Source organism: Symploca atlantica LB2515, assembly GCF_052546295.1.
The window spans coordinates 2,380,496-2,399,890 of the sequence record NZ_JBQWMT010000001.1 but is presented as its reverse complement, the minus strand read 5'-3'; the positions used below and the strand labels follow the sequence as shown (position 1 = coordinate 2,399,890).

The window sequence follows — 19,395 nt, the reverse complement described above, 5'->3', positions numbered from 1 at the left end:
TTAAAAAACCTATGACTCAACCACAAATTGGCATTATCATGGGCAGTGACTCAGATTTGCCCACCATGCAAGCTGCGATCGCAATTTGCGAAGAATTCGATGTTCCCTGCGAAGTAGCGATCGTTTCTGCTCACCGTACTCCAGAACGGATGGTGCAATATGCCAAAGAAGCCCATCAGCGTGGACTCAAAGTAATTATCGCTGGTGCTGGTGGAGCGGCTCATTTACCTGGTATGGTGGCAGCACTAACACCTTTACCCGTAATTGGGGTGCCAGTTTCTAGCCGTCACTTACAAGGTGTCGATTCTCTCTATTCGATCGTGCAAATGCCAGGAGGAATTCCCGTAGCCACTGTAGCGATCGGCAATGCTAAAAATGCTGGTCTACTAGCTGTGCAAATTCTAGCCTCTCACCAGCCAGAATTACTCAAGCAAGTCCAGCAATATCGCCAAAATTTAGCGCAATCCGTCATGGAGAAGCAAGTTCAGCTAGAAAAGTTAGGTTACCAGAAGTATCTGGAGAAAATTAATCTTAGTTAAGGGGAGGACTAGAGGTAGCGGATTGGTCAACATCAAGATTGTTTACCAAACCCTTAATAAAATTACGGTAATTGCTGTACCCTACAGTAAATTAACGAAAAATCGCCTCTTATTCATTGAGAATACTTGCCATTATCTAGGGCAATCGAAGTAAACCAAAAATCTCAAAAAAGCGAACTAAATAGTGATTTTTACTTATCTTTTAAGAGATAACAATTAGTGCTACTCCAGGTGAGTGTTCATCAATTCGCTGCCTTTTGAGATTAGGAGTCTCGGCGCTAGCAAGTTTGTTTGCGGAGAATAATTTAATCTCTTGACTATTTGCCAAGTTATTTGTAATGTTCTGTATTACCAAATATAGTCCAAGTAGTCCAAGTTGACGAAACTATCTGTCATCTTAATTAGGCAGAGTGCAATCTAGCAATTGACAAGCCAACTAATTGTGATTACAAGCCAACTAATTGTGATTAGTAGAGTAGTTTTGTCTTTATGATTACCTAAAATCAGGTGGTTTCTTCGCTATGCACTAAAGTGTTATCTAGCTAACCAGCTAATAGCTTGTCTGCTAAAAATTGCGACGTGTTTCACAAATCAAGGAAACTCCAGTTACCATGCCTAGACCCAAGTACAATCCAACTCTCAGTAGAGAGAAATCGCCACCAAAAAGCAAGCAACTTTTTTCGGGACAGTTTGCTCAATTTCCTGGAAATGCGTCCTTTCTCCAACCATTACAAACTGTCGCCAAATTATTTTCTCCCTACTGGCTAGCTTGCATTCCCCTAGCCGCCATAATTGTCGTAGTTTGGAATACTGCTGCTGTTGCCCAGGACGGCAATGCGCCAAGCACAGCAGAAATTCAGGGAACTCTGAATGCAATTTGGGTGTTAATAGCAGCCATTCTAGTAATTTTCATGAATGCCGGATTTGGCATGCTAGAAACTGGCTTCTGTCGCCAAAAAAATGCCGTTAACGTCCTCTCCAAAAACCTAATTGTCTTTGCCCTAGCAACGATCAGCTTTTGGGCAATTGGCTTTTCCTTCATGTTTGGTCAAGGAAATGGTTTAATTGGCTTGGGCGGTTTTTTCTTAAGCAGCGAAAACCCTGCCACTTATCAACTAGAGCCATTTCCCGGCGGTCTACCAGTATCTGTATTTTTCTTATTTCAGGTTGCCTTTGCCGGAACCGCAGCCACGATTGTCTCTGGTGCTGTGGCCGAGCGAATCAAGTTTATTGATTTTTTAATCTTCAGCATCTTACTCACAGCAATTGCCTATCCGATCACCGGACACTGGGTTTGGGGCGGTGGTTGGCTCAGTGAATTGGGCTTTTCCGACTTTGCCGGTTCGACAGTAGTTCACTCAGTTGGTGGCTGGGCGGCCCTCATGGGTGCTGCCATATTAGGCCCGCGTCTTGGTAAATACGACGAAAATGGTCAACCCAGAGCTCTGCCCGGTCATAACCTGAGTATAGCCACATTGGGTTGTTTGATTCTCTGGATCGGCTGGTTTGGTTTCAACCCAGGCTCAGAGTTAGCAGCCAATCAAAATGTTCCCTACATCGCAGTCACAACCAACTTAGCCGCCGCTGCCGGTGCTATTGTCGCGACCATCACCTCTTGGGCAAAAGACGGCAAACCAGACCTTTCGATGATCATCAACGGTGTTCTGGCTGGCTTAGTAGCAATTACTGCTCCTTGTAATGCCGTATCTTATTTGTCTGCTATCATCATTGGTGCTCTTGCTGGCGTCTTTGTTGTTTTTGCAGTTGCCTTGTTTGACAAGATCAAAATTGACGATCCCGTGGGTGCCATCTCAGTTCACCTGGTCAACGGAATCTGGGGGACATTGGCAGTTGGCATCTTTAGCTTTGCAGAAAATGATGCTGGTCAAAAACTCGGTCTGATTTATGGCGGTGGTTTCGGTCAACTCCTCTCCCAAATTATTGGTATCCTTGCCATTGGTGCCTTCACCGTTATCGTTAGTGGCATCTTCTGGTTAGTGATCAAAGCCATCTTCGGCATGCGGGTATCTCCAGAAGAAGAAATCGAAGGTTTGGATATCAGCGAACACGGTATGGAAGCCTACAGCGGTTTCCTTAAAGAAGCTGGCGTCAACGAAGTTACAACTGGGATAAATAACTTGAGTGGCGATGCCAATGATATGGCTCCTAGTTCCTAAAGAGAAGTAAATTCAGAGGGTTTTTAGCGGGGGATTGTTCAAAGATGATTGCGATGAACTATTTTTCTGGTAGAACAGAGTTGAAGCCAATTCAGTGTCCATCTACTTGAAAAGTCGTCCTAGTTGGGCTTTTTTATCCCTCGCTGCCAATGGGCTGCTGCTGCTGGCACTAACTTCAGTGCTACCGCGTCAGCAGCAGTGTTCCCTGCAATCTAACCTCCGCCGATCAGTGGCAACAACTGGTCTGTCCTACCCGATGCCGGAAATCTTGCCAGATCTCGGGCCGCGACACCACTTAAACTATCGGCAGTGGGTAAGCTTGCTTCGTAGGGAAGCTGAGGCAGTATCTGCCCACAAACCTGAAAATTTGACCGTACTTCTCGGAGATTCTCTAAGCTTGTGGTTCCCTCCCGAAATGCTACCTCCAGAACAAACTTGGCTAAATCAGGGGATTTCTGGGGAAACATCGGCAGGCTTGCTCAGTCGCTTGTATTTGTTAGATGATACCGAGCCCCAGGCAATTTTTCTGATGATCGGGATCAATGACTTAATTAGCGGAGCTACAGATGAGACAATTTTGGCAAACCAAAGGCTGATTATCCGCTACTTGCGCCGCAATCACCCCCAAGCTAAGGTTATCGTCCAATCGATTTTGCCTCACTCAGCAGATGCAGTAACCTGGGAGGGACGCGACCAACTCTTGTCCATTCCCAACAGTCGCATTCAGCGAATCAACAAGCGACTCGAAGAACTGGCTCAATCACAAGGCGTCATTTATCTCGATCTGTACCCTTTTTTTGCCAATGCTCAAGGTAATCTCAACAATGAACTGAGTACGGACGGTTTACACCTGAACACTAATGGCTACTTAGTCTGGAACAACGTACTCAAGGTACACAACCAACTGGTGCTTGAGGGGGGCTGGGAAGGTAATTGAAAATCTCGCTGTGTGTGCCATCACCAATTTGCCATTTTCTCTACTGACCGATACCTCACGGCATCTTATGATTTAAGTAGTAAAGGAAATTTGTATACATTTATTTCGGAAAAGGCACGGCATGGATACAAAAGCTTTCAAGCGCTCACTCCACAGTTCGGAAAACTACCATCGCCGGGGATTTGGTCACGAAGTTGAAGTTGCTTCTCAGCTCCATTCAGAATATCAAAGCAACCTAATTCAAGAAATTCGTGAGAATAACTATAAGCTAAATAGGGGAGAAGTTACTATCCGGCTCGCAGAAGCTTTTGGCTTTTGTTGGGGTGTCGAGCGAGCTGTCGCTATGGCTTATGAAGCCCGCCAGCACTTCCCTACGGAGCGTATCTGGGTAACTAATGAAATTATTCATAACCCTTCTGTGAACCAAAGATTGCAAAGTATGCAAGTGGGGTTCATTCCAGTAGAGCAAGGAAACAAAGACTTTTCTGTGGTCAAACCCGGTGATGTAGTGATTTTACCGGCTTTTGGTGCCAGCGTTCAAGAAATGCAACTGCTCAATCAGAGAAATTGCAAGATTGTTGATACTACCTGTCCCTGGGTGTCCAAAGTCTGGAATACGGTAGAAAAGCACAAAAAAAAGGATTACACCTCAATTATTCACGGTAAATATAAGCACGAAGAGACAGTTGCTACTAGTTCTTTTGCTGGCAAATACCTAGTACTGCTGAATATGCAAGAGGCAGAATATGTTGCCAACTACATCCTCAACGGCGGCGATCGCCAGGAGTTTCTCAATAAGTTTAGTCGCGCTTTCTCAGCGGGATTTGACCCTGATCGGGATCTTGATCACATTGGTATCGCCAACCAAACCACTATGCTCAAAAGTGAAACAGAGCAAATTGGTAAGCTGTTTGAACGGACGATGCTCAAGAAGTATGGTCCAACCCAACTCAACGAACGCTTCCAAAGCTTTAACACCATCTGTGATGCCACTCAAGAGCGGCAGGATGCTATGCTGGGGCTAGTCGAGGAAAAGTTAGACTTAATGGTGGTCATCGGTGGATTCAACTCCTCCAACACAACCCAACTACAGCAAATCGCCATTGAGCAAGGCATACCTTCCTACCACATTGACAGTGCTGAACGGATTGGTCCAGGAAACAAAGTAGAGCATAAGCCACTGCGCCTGGATTTAGAAGTTAAGGAAAATTGGCTACCCTCAGGGGAACTTATTGTGGGTGTGACTTCTGGAGCCTCGACGCCTGATAAAGTGGTGGAAGAGGTAATCGAGAAGATAGTCAAACTAAAAAGAGTTCCAGTGACTTCAGTTTGAGGTTAGCAGTTCAAAATACATCTCCCATCCACTAAAAGCCTAGCGTTACTAAACTCCAATTCTTGTTGATAGCTATTTACCTAACTCAGGATAGAGCTGTCACTTAAGAGTCAGGAGTTACCCTGTAACGCCTAGGGTGACTTATCAGATTTAAGGTTATCTTGGTATTAAATTAGCTCTAAATTCAATAGCTGATAGTAATCTTGAAGCTTTTAATTTCAATCTTCCCACCTTAATCAGTAACCGAAACTTAGTCTAATAGGACAAGTTGTGATACTAATCAGGGTAGGAAATAGTGTTAAATAAAATTTTATTTATAGGAAATGCAGCCCACTGACTCCAGCAAGTTTACCGATAAAGCTTGGGAAGCAATAGTTAAATCACAAGATGTTGCCCGCCGCTGTAAAAATCAACAGCTAGAGGTGGAGCATGTCGCGATCGCATTGCTGGAACAAGATGGGCTAGAACAAGATGGGCTAGCGTCTCGTATTCTTAATCGTTTGACGGTTGACATTCCCATATTTAAACGGCAATTAGAAGCATTCGCTAGCCGTCAGCTGAGAGTGAATAGCGTTGACCAACTATATTTGGGTCGCGGCTTGGATCTGATGTTAGACAAGGCTGACGAAGCCAAAAGCGCCTTAGGAGACGGATTCATTGCTGTTGAACATTTACTTTTGGCATTAGCAGAAGATGAACGGGTAGGTCGTCGTTTGTTCAAAAGCTTCAACCTGGATAAACCCAAGTTAGAGGCAACCATTATCGCGATCCGGGGTTCTCAAAAAGTTACAGACCAAAGTTCAGAGTCTCGTTACGAAGCCCTCGAAAAATACGGACGGGATTTGACAGAACAAGCCAAAGCCGGAAAGCTTGACCCTGTAATTGGTAGAGATGAAGAAATCCGCCGGGTAATACAGGTACTATCTCGTCGCTCGAAAAATAACCCGGTACTCATCGGCGAACCCGGTGTCGGAAAAACTGCGATCGCCGAAGCACTCGCCCAACGGATCATTAATGGTGATGTGCCAGAATCTCTGAAAAACCGCCAGTTGATTTCCCTAGACATGGGTAGTTTGATTGCTGGAGCCAAATATCGGGGAGAATTTGAAGATAGGCTAAGGGCAGTGCTGCGGGAAGTTACTAACTCAGACGGTCAAATTGTACTGTTTATTGATGAGTTACACACGGTAGTGGGTGCTGGGGCTTCTCAACAAGGAGCAATGGATGCTGGTAACCTACTCAAACCCATGCTGGCCAGGGGAGAACTGCGCTGCATTGGAGCCAGCACTCTGGATGAGTACCGCAAGCATATTGAAAAAGACGCAGCCTTAGAACGCCGCTTTCAACAAGTTTTTGTTCCGCAGCCAACTGTAGAAGATACGATTTCGATTTTACGTGGTCTCAAGGAACGCTACGAAGTTCATCACGGCGTTAGTATTACAGACTCGGCTCTAGTCGCCGCTGCAACGCTTTCTAATCGCTACATTACCGAGAGATTTCTGCCAGATAAAGCAATTGACCTGGTAGACGAGGCCGCCGCCAAGCTGAAAATGGAAATGACTTCCAAACCATTGGAATTAGAGACGATTGAGCGGCGCTTGATGCAGTTGAAAATGGAAAAGCTCTCACTGGATGCAGAGAATCAGCAGAAGGGACTAGCTGGAACCACGAATGCCTACCGCTCCTCACGAGATCGCCTAGAGCGTATTGAACAAGAAATCGCTGCCTCAGAAGAAAAACACCAGGAACTCGAAGGACAGTGGGAAGGAGAAAAACAACTGCGGACAGAAATTAACAATCTCAAAAAAGAAGAAGACCAACTCAAAGTACAGATTGACCAAGCAGAAAGAGCTTATGACCTGAATAAAGCAGCTCAACTAAAGTATGGCAGGCTAGAGGTTTTGCAGCATGATCGCGAAACCAAAGAAAGCCGGCTCTTGGATATCCAATCTCAAGGGAAAGCTTTATCGCGGGAGCAAGTTACCGAGGCGGATATTGCCGAGATTGTTGCTAAGTGGACAGGTATCCCCCTCAAACGACTGCTAGAGTCGGAACGCCAAAAGCTTTTACAACTAGAAAGTCATCTACATCAACGGGTAATTGGTCAAACAGAAGCCGTGGCTGCTGTGGCCGCCGCGATTCGTCGCGCCAGAGCGGGAATGAAAGACCCCGGACGCCCGATTGGTTCCTTCTTATTTATGGGCCCTAGCGGTGTTGGTAAAACTGAACTAGCCAGAGCCTTAGCCGAGTTTCTCTTTGACAGCGATGACGCTCTAGTCCGAATCGACATGTCAGAGTATATGGAGAAACACGCAGTCTCCCGCTTAATTGGGGCACCACCAGGATACGTGGGTTACGAAGAGGGAGGACAACTCTCAGAAGCCGTGCGGCGGCGTCCTTACTCAGTAGTCTTGCTTGATGAAGTGGAAAAAGCGCACCGGGATGTTTTTAACCTTTTGTTGCAAGTGCTTGACGATGGTCGCATCACAGACTCTCAGGGAAGAACCATAGACTTCCGCAATACGATTATTGTCATGACCAGCAACATTGGCAGCGATCATATTCTGAGTGTGGCCGGTGATGATGCTCAGTACGAAGAAATGCGCAAACGAGTGACAGAGGCTTTGCGATCGCACTTCCGGCCAGAATTCCTCAACCGTGTTGATGACAACATCATCTTCCACACCCTCACCCGTAAGGAATTGCGGAAAATTGTCACCATTCAACTCAAACGCATTGAGCGTCTCTTAGCAGATCAAAAAATTACCTTAGAACTCTCCGAAACTGCTCAAGATTACTTAGCAGAAGTCGGGTACGATCCGGTATACGGTGCTCGACCCTTAAAACGGGCGATTCAGCGGGAGTTGGAAAATGTGATCGCCACCAAAATCCTCGAAAATACTTTTGTTGAGGGGGACACAATCTTGATTGATTGTCAGGAGCAGGTTCTCACTTTCAACAAAAAGCCAGTGGTGAAGCTTTCAGAACCTCAAGTTATTTCTGGGTAATTAATGATCACAAACCTTAAACGGTAAATTTACCACATAAGTCTACTGAAAATTTCCATCTTTACCGATCAATCCTCTTGTAGGGAGTCTCTTGGTAGGTACAACGCACCCTCCTGAATCAACTCTCTGGCCAACCCAATCGGGCTATTCTGGCTATTAAGGAAAGGAACGTGTACCACCTGTTTGATACTACGATCAAATATGGCTAACTTTATTATTGTTTTTGACCCCGATCCAGAACGGCGATCGCAATTTACAAAAACAGTTGAGCCTTTACTACCAATAGTCGATGGCTTAATCACCAATTCTTGCACAACTGGTAATCTCTGGGCTGGTTGGGCGGCTCATCAAAATGCGCCTGTGAGTTGGGTTAGCGATGCTCAAGGAGCAGGTTTTATTTGGGGAGATGCCATTCCACCACACAAATCATCTCCTATCGACCCACGCAAGTTGAGAATACTTTGGCAAAATGCCGCCGACAGTAACTTACCAGCTTTTGATGGGTTTTATGCAGCAGTTACCTATCATCCAGATTTTGGTCTAACTGTCGGAGCAGACTATCTAGGACTATTTCCCGTTTACTATTACATTAGTGGTGATGTTGCCCTAGTAGCTTCAACACCAGAATTATTCAAACACCATCCTCTGTTTCGACAGGCTTTTAACCCAGCAGGATTAGTCGGAATCCTGTTAACCAATGGCTTATTTAATGGTCAAACTCTGTGGCAAAATGTCCAGCGCCTAGCTGCGGGACACGTTCTCGTTTGGAAGCCCGCAACCTTCCCTAGGGAAATTCAACAGCATCAACTGCTGGGTAATCAATCTTCTCAACTGAATTCCCTTACTTTTGCGGAACATCTAGATATCTTAGATCAAGCCCTTGACCAGGCAATAACTCGTCAAGTGAGGAAAGAAGAACCCTGTGGCCTTCTCCTTTCCGGTGGACTAGATTCCCGCATGCTGGCGGGGTTTCTTGGCAGAGAAGGCATTAAACCGATTGCTTTGAGCCTAGGTAACCGCAGTGATTTAGAGATAGAATGCGCTCTTGGGGTTGTTAAACAACTTGGTTTAGAACATCGTCTAGCGGCAATTTCTCTAGATGATTATCCCGCCTATGCTGATTTGCTCATCAAGGGGGAGCATCTTGCCAACGGTTTTAATTGGGTGATGAACTGGAGTCTGGCGGCCCATCTTAGCAGCCTTGCACCCAAAGTAATTAATGGTTACTTATTAGATTTAGTGCTGGGAGGTAAGATACCCTACGCTCTATCACAGGATAATCTTTCCTTTGAAACCTTTTTTTTCCAAGGAGTTAATCGCTGGGGATTATCGCCTGACTTATTAGAAAGACTATTACGCCAAGAAGTATTTGGGGAGTTGGTGCAAGACACCCTAGCTCAAATTAGGGCAGTGTATGAGAGCTATTCTGATATCGAGTTTAGAAAAGCTTGGTATTTTGAAATATACCATCGACAAAGATTTCATGTTGGCTCTGCGGCATGGCAACTCAGCTTTGCTGCTTGGCCAATTATGCCAACTCTAGACCAGCAATTGCTAGAAATTACAGCAGCTTTGCCGGTGAAAACCATTGCCAAGCGTAAAGCTCAAAATCAGTTGCTTTGTACTAGATTTCCGCAATTAGCTCAGTTACCTCTTGATCGGAATGCTTTCAATGTAGAACCACTTTTGTCTAGCAAAAACCGTCAGCGATTTGCCCGCTTCTGGCGTTGGCAGCGTAAATTTAGACAGTGGCAGCAGAAACTAGGATATGAACGCCGCTACTACTATAGAATTTATGACCTTAATAATATTGGATGGCGAGCAATACGGCAACAAGCAGAACCTTATCGGGAGCAAGTGCAACATCTTTTGCACCTAGAGGTGTTGAATACACTGCTACCCACTCCTGATCAGCCTTGGCAATATTCTCTAGACTCAATTACTGAAGCCTCTGGCGTCAAAGCTTTGCTAGGATTGCTGCTTTGGTCAAGGGATAATTTGTAATGCATCAAACCCATATTTGGCAAGAAGAAACCGTTGAAGTTAATGGTTCAATCTTAGTTAGTGCTAGGATTGAACTCCCTGAGCAGCCTCCACAGCGCTTATGGTATCGTCTCCCTGCTCAGTATCGTTCTCGAATTACCGAGAGTTGCGATCCCTTTGTCGTTGCTACTATTTTGTTGATCATGAGCCAGGGAATTCCCACTGTGGTACATGGCGAAGTCTCCCCATCATTGTTGCAAAATTTAGAAGAGTTTCAAGCAGCTTGGGCTTGCTGGTGTCCCCAGAAGTATCAACAAGTTGAAATTACTGCCGAATTGGAACGAGAACCACCTGCTATTAACCCTTCGCGTCCAGCAATTGTTGCTTTTTCTGGAGGAGTTGATAGCTGTTTTACCTTATTTCAGCACCGCACTAGTCGTAATGGAAGACAACAGCGTCCTATAGAAGCATGCCTCATGGTGCACGGTTTTGATATTCCTCTAGAACAAGAGGAGGTATTTGCCAGAGCAACCGAAAAATCTCAAAAGATGGCGGCTAGCTTGGGGGTAGAGTTAATTCCCATGGCAACTAACTACCGCCAGTTAGGGCAAAATTGGGAGGATACTCACGGGACGGCTACCGCTTCTTGCTTAATGCTCTTACAAAAGAGCTATAGTATTGGTCTAATTGGCAGCTTTCTTCCCTACCAATCCTTAAAGCTACCTTGGGGAACTAATCCTGTCACAGACGGTTTACTCTCAAGTAAAACTTTCCAATGTATTCACGACGGTGCCTCCTTTACTCGCTTAGAGAAAATTCAGGAGATTGCCCATTGGCCGGCAGCTTTGCAAGACTTGAGAGTATGCTGGCAAGGAGCCGAAAAAGACCGTAATTGCTGCCGCTGTGAAAAGTGCATTCGGACAATTCTGGCTTTGAGAGTAGTTGGTGTTGATTTACCTCCCTGTTTCCAAGAAGATGTCAGCGATGCTCAGATTTTAGGTCTTCAGAAAGTTAAAGACGCTCAATTAGAGGAATTGAGTCTTATTTTAACAACTGCCAAAGCCGAGGGCATATCCGACTCTTGGGTAACAGCTTTAGCAAAATCTATTGAGCAAAACCGCCGTAGGGAGATAGTTGATAAACGCAAGAAAGCACTGAAGAAGCTTCTACCACAAAGCTTGTACAGTGGTTGGCAGCAAGCGCGATCGCTCTTATTGAAAAGATCAGGTTGATTGATGGCTATTTATCAGGAAATGGGGGCATCATACCAAATCAGAGCCGATTACTCACCTCTGCAAAAGTTAGTGAAACTTTGTAGGGATGTGTCTCCACGTCCCTACAAATGTCAGTTTTGAAAAATCGACACAATATCTTTTACATAAGTTAGTAACTATCTGTGTAAATCTAGTGTCACTCTGTGGTTGTTCTTCCACAAGTCTTATTTTTGTCAAAAATCTCGATAAGTATCAGTCTGGCAACTGCCAATTTCTGTGTTCCTCTCAAAAAGTAATGAGTTCTCAACAACCAATATGTTGACCAACCTCGGCAAGGTTATCCAAATCAGCCAAGATTTGCTAGTTGGCATCAAAACAGTACGACAACCTCCCATTTATATAGTTGGTCTGCCTCGAACCGGGACTACCTGGATTGCTTCAATTTTGAATACAGCGAGGGGAATTAAGTATGTTTATGAGCCTTTTAACTATCAAAATGTACCAGAATCCGCACCGCACTTTATGAAATATCTGCTTGCTCACGATGATGCTCCTGAGTTTGCTCGATATTGCACTGATGCTTTTGCTGGTAGTCTTAATAACTCTTTTACGACAATACATTTATCGTCGCCATATATAAAATTTCGTCACTTTCCAGGTCGAGTGATGGTCAAAGATGTACACTCATGTATGGCTCTCGAGTGGATTAACCACAACCTAGCACCAATTACAGTTATCGTGATTCGTCACCCATGCGCTGTGGCTGCGAGCTGGTTTCGTCTACAAGGCAAGAATGACAATTCGCTTCAACAGCTACTCATTCAACCTAGGCTACTCAATGACTACTTAAAGCCCTTTGAACCTGTACTCAAAAATGCCAAAGACTTCTGGCAGAAAATGGGTGCTTTTTGGGGAGGAACCTATTACGTCATGCTTCAACAGTGGCGGAAGCACCCAGACTGGATATTACTGCAACATGAATCCTTGTGTTTAGATCCAATTGGTAATTATCGAAAATTGTTTGCTCAACTTAACCTCAATTGGACTACAAAAACTGAGCAGTTACTTGATTACTCGACCAAGCAAGATAGTGGTCAACCTTATCAGCCTCAACGCCGATCTTCTCGAGAGCCGGATAAGTGGAAAAATGAGCTTGAACCAGAGCAGATTGAGAAGATTAGGCAGTTTGTCAAGCCCTTTGGTCTTCCCTTTTATTCAGACTTTTAACCTGCTTTTCAGGCGGCGCAATTACCCTAGAAAGTCGATATGGCTAATTTTTTTATTATTGTCGATCCAGACCCAGAGCGACGATTAAAATTCCAAAAAATCATCGAACCCTTACTGCCACCAGTCACTGGCTTAATTACCAATTCCTCTGCAATAGGCGATTTCTCTGCCACCTGGGCTGCCTACAAAAGCGCACCTCTTAGCTGGGTGACTTCTCAGGAAGGAGCGGCAGTTGTTTGGGGAGAAGCAATTGTTCAACAAGAATCTACGAGAATCGATGCCACTAATTTAAGAGAAATTTGGCAAAAATCTTCCCATCAGAGTCTACCACCCTTCGACGGCTATTATGCTGCGGTGGTATATCATCCTGATAATGGTTTGATAGTAGCAGCTGATATTCTAGGGCTGTTTCCTCTCTACTATTACACCCACGGTGAAGTTGCTCTAATCGCTTCGAGTCCTGAACTTTTTCAATATCACCCACTGTTCAAAGCAAAATTTAATCCACCCGGCTTAGTAGGAATTTTACTAACTAATGGACTCGTCGATGGTCAAACCTTGTGGCAAGGAGTTAGACGCCTCAGTGCTGGACATTTTCTCCTCTGGCAATCCTCAAAGCCTCCTCAAGAAGTTAAACAGTACGAAATTCCTGGGGGGAGTGAACAAGACTCCTATTCAGATCTCTCTTTCAAAGAGCATCTCGACATTCTAGAACAAGTCCTCGACCAAGCCCTCAAACGTCACTTACCAAAAGATCAGCAATATTCTTTGCTACTTTCGGGGGGACTTGATTCTCGAACACTTGCTGGTTTCCTGCATCGCCAAGGCATCAAACCCATAGCCTTAACATTAGGAAAACGCAGCGATTTAGAAATGCAATGCGCTACTCCTGTCGCCCGTACTCTAGGCTTGGAACATCACACTACAGAGATTCCGTTTGAGCAATATTCTGCTTATGCTGAGCTGATGATCAAGTGGGAGCATCTAGCCAATGGCTTTAACGGCATGATGTTTTGGGGAGTATACCCTTACCTGCGACAATTAGATGCTAGATTTATCTCTGGATACTCGATGGGGCCTGTATTTGGGCAATCTTTACTGCCAAGCGAGAATGAGTCTTTTGAACAATTCTTTTCTAGCATTAATGCCTGGGGTTTATCTCCCGATTTGCTCAATAAACTGCTGCGACAGGAAGTTTTTGGTGATGCGGTTGAGGATACTCTAACTCACCTGAAAAGAGAGTATGAAGGCTATTCTACAGTCAAGTCTAAACGGGCCTGGTATTTTGACCTCTATCATCGACAGCGATTTCATACAGGAATCTTATGGTGGCAACAAAGTTTCGGAGCTTGGCCTGTTCTTCCTATTCTAGATTCGCAAGTTCTAGAAACTAATGCCCTCTTACCCACGAAAACCCTCATTGATAGACGTGCCCAGCAAGCACTCCTGTGTACTCGTTTTCCACAATTGGCTAAGTTACCTCTAGACCGTAATAACTATAATATTGAGCCACTCCAGTTTGGTGCCAGTGATCGGTATCTAGCTCCTTGGTTACGCTTGCAGCGTAAATGGAGACGGTGGCAACAAAAACTAGGATATGAGCGGCGTTATTACTACCGCATTCTAGACGTCAATAACTCTGGATTTCGTCAAGTAAGGCAGCAAGCAGACCTTTACCGTCAACAAGTGCAGTATCTTTTTAATGCTGAGGTATTTGATCAACTGCTACCAACGTCAGAGGTAAACTTGCAATACTCCAGGGATTCAATCATCGAAGCCTCTAGAACAAAAGCCCTGCTTGGATTTTTGCTGTGGTCAAGGAATCATCTATGATGCGCCAAATTCATCTCTGGCCGGAAGAAGCTACTGAAGTTGATGGCATAAAGACTGTCAGCGTAGCAATTGAGTTTCCCAATCAGTCTCGAACTTATCTCTGGTATCAAGTTCCAGTAGAGTATAGTTCTCTCATCTCTTCCAATTGTGACCAGTTTGTTGTCGCCACCGTTATGCTAGCAATGAGTTGCTCGGCTGATTTGGTAGTTCATGGTACGGTCTCTCCCTCACTGCTCAATAATTTGGCAGAATTTCAAGCGACCTGGGCTTGCTGGCTTCCCAAGCGGTATCAGCCAATTGAAATTAAACCAGAGGCTGAACGAGAAACTACCAGGGTAAATGCTTCCCAGAAAGCTATTAGCGCTTTTTCTGGGGGAGTTGATAGCTGCTTTACCTCTTGGCGTCACCGAACTGGCTGTTGCGGAAGACAACAACGTAATCTCCAAGCGGCATTAATGGTTCATGGCTTTGACATTCCTCTTAGGCAAAAATCGGTGTTTAACCGAGCAGTAGCGAAGTCAAAAGAGATGTTATCCAGTTTGGCGGTTGAACTAATACCCATGGCAACCAACTTCCGAGAACTCAAGCAAGATTGGGAAGAAGTCTACGGAGCCGCAGTTGCTTCTTGTTTAATGTTATTACAGGGGGGTTATGGAATTGGTATGATTCCCAGTGGCCCTTCTTACAAAGCCCTGATTCTACCTCATGGCTCAAATCCAATAACGGATCGTTTACTCTCTAGTGGTGCCTTTCAAATTGTTCATGATGGTACTGGCGCATCTCGCTTAGAAAAAATTAGACAGATTGCTAACTGGCCAGAGGCTTTAAAGAATCTAAGAGTATGCTGGGAAGGTTCTCAACTAGACCGCAACTGTGGCAAATGTGAGAAGTGCATTCGTACTGTTTTGAGTTTTAGAGCTATGGGCCTGAACTTACCGCCGTGTTTTGACGATGATGTAACAGAGGCTCAAGTTTTAGCTCTCAAAGTACCAAGAGCACAACTACTTGAATTTGATCGCATCCTAGAAATGGCCAAAGCTACAGAAATTTCTGATTCTTGGGTGAACGTCCTAGAAAAATGCATCTTTCGCAATCGGCGTCTGTATGCCTACAGAGAACATCAAGCTTCCCTTAAAAAGCTTTTGCCACTGAGAGTGCGAACTCCTTTGGGAAAACTGCGATCGCATCTACCGAGACGAGGTTAAATACTAATGCCCCAGACCTTATCAGAGTTGAAAGCCGATTAATAATTCTGGCAGAGCTTGTACAACTTAAGTTATTTCTCAAAAGTAGGGAGATCCGATCTTCGCTAGGGGGCAATCCGAGGCGCAAAACCAAGCTAGATCGCACAAAATCTTCTTAGAAACCTTAATAATTATTAAATCAGACCCATGACTGTACTAGAACAAGGCAATATCACGATTCATACCGAAAATATCTTTCCCATCATTAAGAAGTCTCTCTATACTGACCATGAAATCTTCTTGCGGGAATTGATCTCTAACAGCGTGGACGCAATCCAGAAATTGAGAATGGTTTCCTATTCTGGGGAAGTTGACGGCGAAATTGGGGAACCGGAAATTAGCATCAGCATCGATAAAGATAAAAACACCCTTTCTGTCTCCGATAACGGTATCGGTATGACTGTTGACGAGGTGAAAAAATATATTAATCAGGTAGCCTTCTCTAGCGCCGAGGAATTTATCGAGAAATATCAAAAAGACGCTGACCAACAAATTATCGGTCACTTTGGTTTGGGCTTCTACTCCTCCTTTATGGTGGCTCAGAAGGTGGAAATTGATACCCTTTCTTATCAAGCAGGAGCCACAGCCGTTCATTGGTCCTGCGATGGTTCACCTGCATTTGAGCTGTCGAACTCAGAGCGTCAAGAGCGTGGCACTACCATAACTCTAACTCTTCAAGAAGAAGAAAAGGAATACTTGGAACCGGGACGGATTCGCCAGTTGGTGAAAACCTACTGCGACTTTATGCCAGTGCCAATTAAGTTAGATGGGGAAGAAATTAATCAGCACCAGGCACTATGGAAGCAATCGCCGCAAAACCTCACGGAAGAAGATTATCTAGAATTCTATCGTTACCTTTATCCCTTCCAAGAAGAGCCATTGCTGTGGGTACATCTCAATACTGATTATCCTTTTCTACTCAATGGTATTCTTTACTTCCCCAAACTTAAACCTGATGTAGACGTAACCAAAGGTCAAATTAAGCTATTCTGCAATCAGGTATTTGTTAGTGACCATTGCGAAGAAGTTATTCCTAACTTTTTGATGCCACTGCGGGGGGTTATTGATAGTCCTGATATTCCCCTGAATGTTTCTCGTAGCGCTCTGACTAATGACCGCACAGTGCGCCGTATTGCTGACTTTATTGCTAAAAAAGTTGGCGATCGCCTTAATGAACTTTACCGTGAAAATCTTGCTGAATACATCCGTTGCTGGCAAGATGTTGGCACTTTTGTTAAATTCGGCTCCCTCAACAACGACAAGTTTAAAAAACAAGTCGAAGACATTATCCTCTATCGCACTACCTATGAAATAGAGAAGACACAAAACAAGCCAGTAAGCGATTCTGAGACGCCCCAAGTTGAGGTGCAGTCTCAACAAGGGGATGTCTGGGAAGATGTAAGCAAACCTGAAGTAAGTAGCGACACTCAAGAAACTCCAACCCCAGCTGAGCCCTATACCACTCTCAAAGAGTATCTAGAACGCAACAAAGATAATCACGAAAACCGCGTTTTCTACTGCACGGATCAAGCTAGCCAAGCAACTTACGTAGAACTGCACAAAAATCAAGGTCTGGAAGTCCTGTTTATGGACTCCTTTATTGACACCCACTTTATCAGCTTTTTAGAGCGGGAGTATTCGGATATCAAGTTTTCGCGGGTAGATTCTGATTTAGACGACACTCTGGTTGAGCAAGATAAGGCAGCGGATATTGTTGATCCGAAGACTAATAAAACTCGCTCTGAGACGATTAAAGAGCTGTTTGAGAAGGCTCTCGACAAGCCGAAAGTTAATGTTCGCACTCAGTCTCTGAAGTCGGATGATCCCCAGGGAACACCACCTGCAATGGTTCTTTTACCAGAAGCAATGCGGCGTCTTCAGGAGATGACAGCGATGATGCAGCAGCAAAGTGTTAAGTTTCCTGATGAACATATTCTAGTAGTAAATACGGCACACCCACTGATTGAAAATCTCTTTAAGCTAAGTCAGGGTAGTATTGTCCAAGATGGTGGGCAATCGCCTTCTGGTGAGTTGGCTAAGATGATTTGTCAGCATGTTTATGATCTGGCGCTGATGGCTCAAAAGGGATTCGATGCTGAGGGGATGAAGGCTTTTGTGGAGCGTTCAAATCAGGTATTGACTAAGTTGACAAAATAGTAGGTAAGTAGGTATTTAGTTTTTTAACCACAGATATAAGTGTGAGGCTATATCTGTGGTTTTTTATCGGGCTTGAGGAGATAGTTAATGAGTCTGGAACACAAGATTAAGTCTCTGACAGAAAGCGATTTTCTGGAGATAGTGAAGCGTGTATCTACTCTCCCGATGCCTAATAATCAACAAGAGGCGTATCGGTTGGTGCGTTATCTAGATTTGAAAGTTACTGAGATTGCTAAGATAAGGGGTAAAGATGTTAGTGAGGAAGGGATAAAGGTTAATGGTCAAGCTGTGGGTTGGTCTGCCGGAAGTGCAGAAACTGATAGTCTTAAGGAAAGGCTTTTAGACTTAGCTAAGCAAGTAGAACTAAATGAGCGGGTTTTTCAGTCTCAAAAACCTACATTTGAAGTGGTTTGGCAACTTAATAGTGAGTTTGATGCTGGTGTAAAAAGGTGGCAGCAATATCAAGATTTAGCAGTCCAAGATATTGAAGCTAGATTACCTAATTTTGTAGTCTTGGGTGCACCTAAATCTGCAACTACCTGGCTGTATGCCTGTTTAGCAGCTCATCCTGATGTCTTTGTTCCTACTGATAAAGAGCTAGATTTTTTTGGCACCCATCGCTACGAGATGGGAATTAATTGGTATAAACAGAAATTTATTAACTGGAGTGGACAGAAAGCTTGTGGGGAAGTTTCTGTTGGTTATTTCAGTTATGAAGAAGCTCCCCAGCAGATATTGAATAGTTTAGGAAAAGATTCTCTGAAGTTGATCGTGCTTTTAAGAGAACCTATCGATTGCGATCTTTCTTTTTATTTTCACTGGCTGCTGCGAGGCGAAGCACCCAAAACTTTTGAAGAGTCGTTAAAATTCAGGAGATTTAGAAGGTTTTATCATCGCACAGTTCATTATGATCAGCATTATCAGAAGTATTTAAGGTTTTTCTCTGAAGAACAAATTTTAGTGCTGTTATTTGAAGAAATTCAACAACAGCCTTTGTTTGTTCTACAGCGAGTTTTTGAATTTCTGAATATTGAGCCAGATTTCTACGATCAAGTCTTCGACAAAAAGCAAAATGTCGGGCGCTCAATTAATAATCTGTCTTTGCATTACTTACTGCACCACACAGGGATTATTTGTCGTGAGTTGTTGCCTCACCAGAAAGTAGGGAATAAAATCAGTAGCACTCTCAGGCAACTAAATAACCAAATAAATATCGCCCCTCAACGTCCCGCACTGCAAATTGCGCCTTGGCTTTATCGTCAGTTACAAGAGGAGTATCGCCAGAGTAATCAAAGGCTTGCTGAACTGGCTAAGCTGGATTTGTCTGTTTGGGAAACATCTGACGATTGAGAGGGAAATATGGAGGAGTGCTCAAAATAACCAATTATCTCACCACGGTAAAGCGCAACACCCATAAAATAGAGATTCGTGGTTTAGCGTAATTAAGTTTCGGAGGTTTCTATGTCCCGCAGATGTGAACTGACTGGCAAAAGGGCAAACAATGCCTTTGCAATTTCTCACTCCCACCGTCGTACCAAGAAGCTACAACAAGTTAACTTACAGTCGAAACGGGTTTGGTGGCCTGAAGGCAATCGTTGGGTAAGGCTGCGTCTTTCTACTAAGGCAATTAAGACTTTAGAGAAAAAGGGCTTGCATGCAATGGCCAAAGAAGCTGGGATTAACCTCAGTCGTTATTAAGACTAATGGTAGTGGAAGTCCGGGCGCGACGTGCAAGGGCTTCCA

Annotated in this window: 13 protein-coding genes; all 13 read left to right on the top strand. The window is 44.3% G+C overall.

Annotated features, from left to right (window positions below; translation table 11 throughout):
- The first annotated feature begins 11 nt into the window (after positions 1-11).
- The 13 genes from purE to rpmB all read left to right on the top strand — a co-directional run bounded on the left by purE (position 12) and on the right by rpmB (position 19,350).
- A complete protein-coding gene (purE, locus tag ACT7WV_RS10040) occupies positions 12-539 on the top strand; it encodes a 5-(carboxyamino)imidazole ribonucleotide mutase (protein ID WP_445102773.1) in 528 nt (175 codons plus the stop codon).
- Positions 540-1,150: 611 nt separating this feature from the next.
- Positions 1,151-2,716 carry an ammonium transporter gene (locus tag ACT7WV_RS10035; RefSeq protein ID WP_445102772.1) on the top strand — a complete coding sequence of 522 codons (1,566 nt, stop codon included), beginning with the start codon at positions 1,151-1,153 and terminating at the stop codon, positions 2,714-2,716.
- A 94-nt stretch (positions 2,717-2,810) separates the two neighbouring features.
- Complete coding sequence (locus ACT7WV_RS10030) at positions 2,811-3,653, top strand: SGNH/GDSL hydrolase family protein (protein WP_445102771.1); 843 nt, start codon at positions 2,811-2,813, stop codon at positions 3,651-3,653.
- Between the two features lie 121 nt (positions 3,654-3,774).
- On the top strand, positions 3,775-4,986 hold the full coding sequence (locus tag ACT7WV_RS10025) for a 4-hydroxy-3-methylbut-2-enyl diphosphate reductase (RefSeq protein WP_445102770.1): 1,212 nt from the start codon (positions 3,775-3,777) through the stop codon (positions 4,984-4,986).
- A 323-nt stretch (positions 4,987-5,309) separates the two neighbouring features.
- Positions 5,310-7,994 carry an ATP-dependent chaperone ClpB gene (gene clpB, locus ACT7WV_RS10020; protein WP_445102769.1) on the top strand — a complete coding sequence of 895 codons (2,685 nt, stop codon included), beginning with the start codon at positions 5,310-5,312 and terminating at the stop codon, positions 7,992-7,994.
- Between the two features lie 201 nt (positions 7,995-8,195).
- Entirely contained in the window at positions 8,196-9,998 is a 1,803-nt protein-coding gene (locus ACT7WV_RS10015) for an asparagine synthase-related protein (RefSeq protein WP_445102768.1), read from the top strand.
- A complete protein-coding gene (locus tag ACT7WV_RS10010; RefSeq protein ID WP_445102767.1) occupies positions 9,998-11,209 on the top strand; it encodes a hypothetical protein in 1,212 nt (403 codons plus the stop codon). The genes ACT7WV_RS10015 and ACT7WV_RS10010 overlap by 1 nt, the downstream gene beginning before the upstream one ends.
- Positions 11,210-11,506: 297 nt before the next feature.
- A complete protein-coding gene (locus ACT7WV_RS10005; RefSeq protein ID WP_445102766.1) occupies positions 11,507-12,418 on the top strand; it encodes a sulfotransferase in 912 nt (303 codons plus the stop codon).
- 39 nt (positions 12,419-12,457) lie between these two features.
- A complete protein-coding gene (locus ACT7WV_RS10000) occupies positions 12,458-14,251 on the top strand; it encodes an asparagine synthase-related protein (RefSeq protein ID WP_445102765.1) in 1,794 nt (597 codons plus the stop codon).
- A complete protein-coding gene (locus ACT7WV_RS09995) occupies positions 14,248-15,456 on the top strand; it encodes a hypothetical protein (RefSeq protein ID WP_445102764.1) in 1,209 nt (402 codons plus the stop codon). The genes ACT7WV_RS10000 and ACT7WV_RS09995 overlap by 4 nt, the downstream gene beginning before the upstream one ends.
- 186 nt (positions 15,457-15,642) lie before the next feature.
- The gene (htpG, locus tag ACT7WV_RS09990) at positions 15,643-17,652 is read left to right on the top strand and encodes a molecular chaperone HtpG (protein WP_445102763.1); all 2,010 of its coding nucleotides are present in this window, start codon (positions 15,643-15,645) and stop codon (positions 17,650-17,652) included.
- 87 nt (positions 17,653-17,739) lie between these two features.
- On the top strand, positions 17,740-19,002 hold the full coding sequence (locus ACT7WV_RS09985) for a sulfotransferase domain-containing protein (RefSeq protein ID WP_445102762.1): 1,263 nt from the start codon (positions 17,740-17,742) through the stop codon (positions 19,000-19,002).
- A gap of 111 nt (positions 19,003-19,113) precedes the next feature.
- Positions 19,114-19,350, top strand: a complete 237-nt coding sequence (gene rpmB, locus ACT7WV_RS09980) for a 50S ribosomal protein L28 (RefSeq protein ID WP_445102761.1) — start codon at positions 19,114-19,116, stop codon at positions 19,348-19,350.
- Positions 19,351-19,395: the final 45 nt, after the last annotated feature.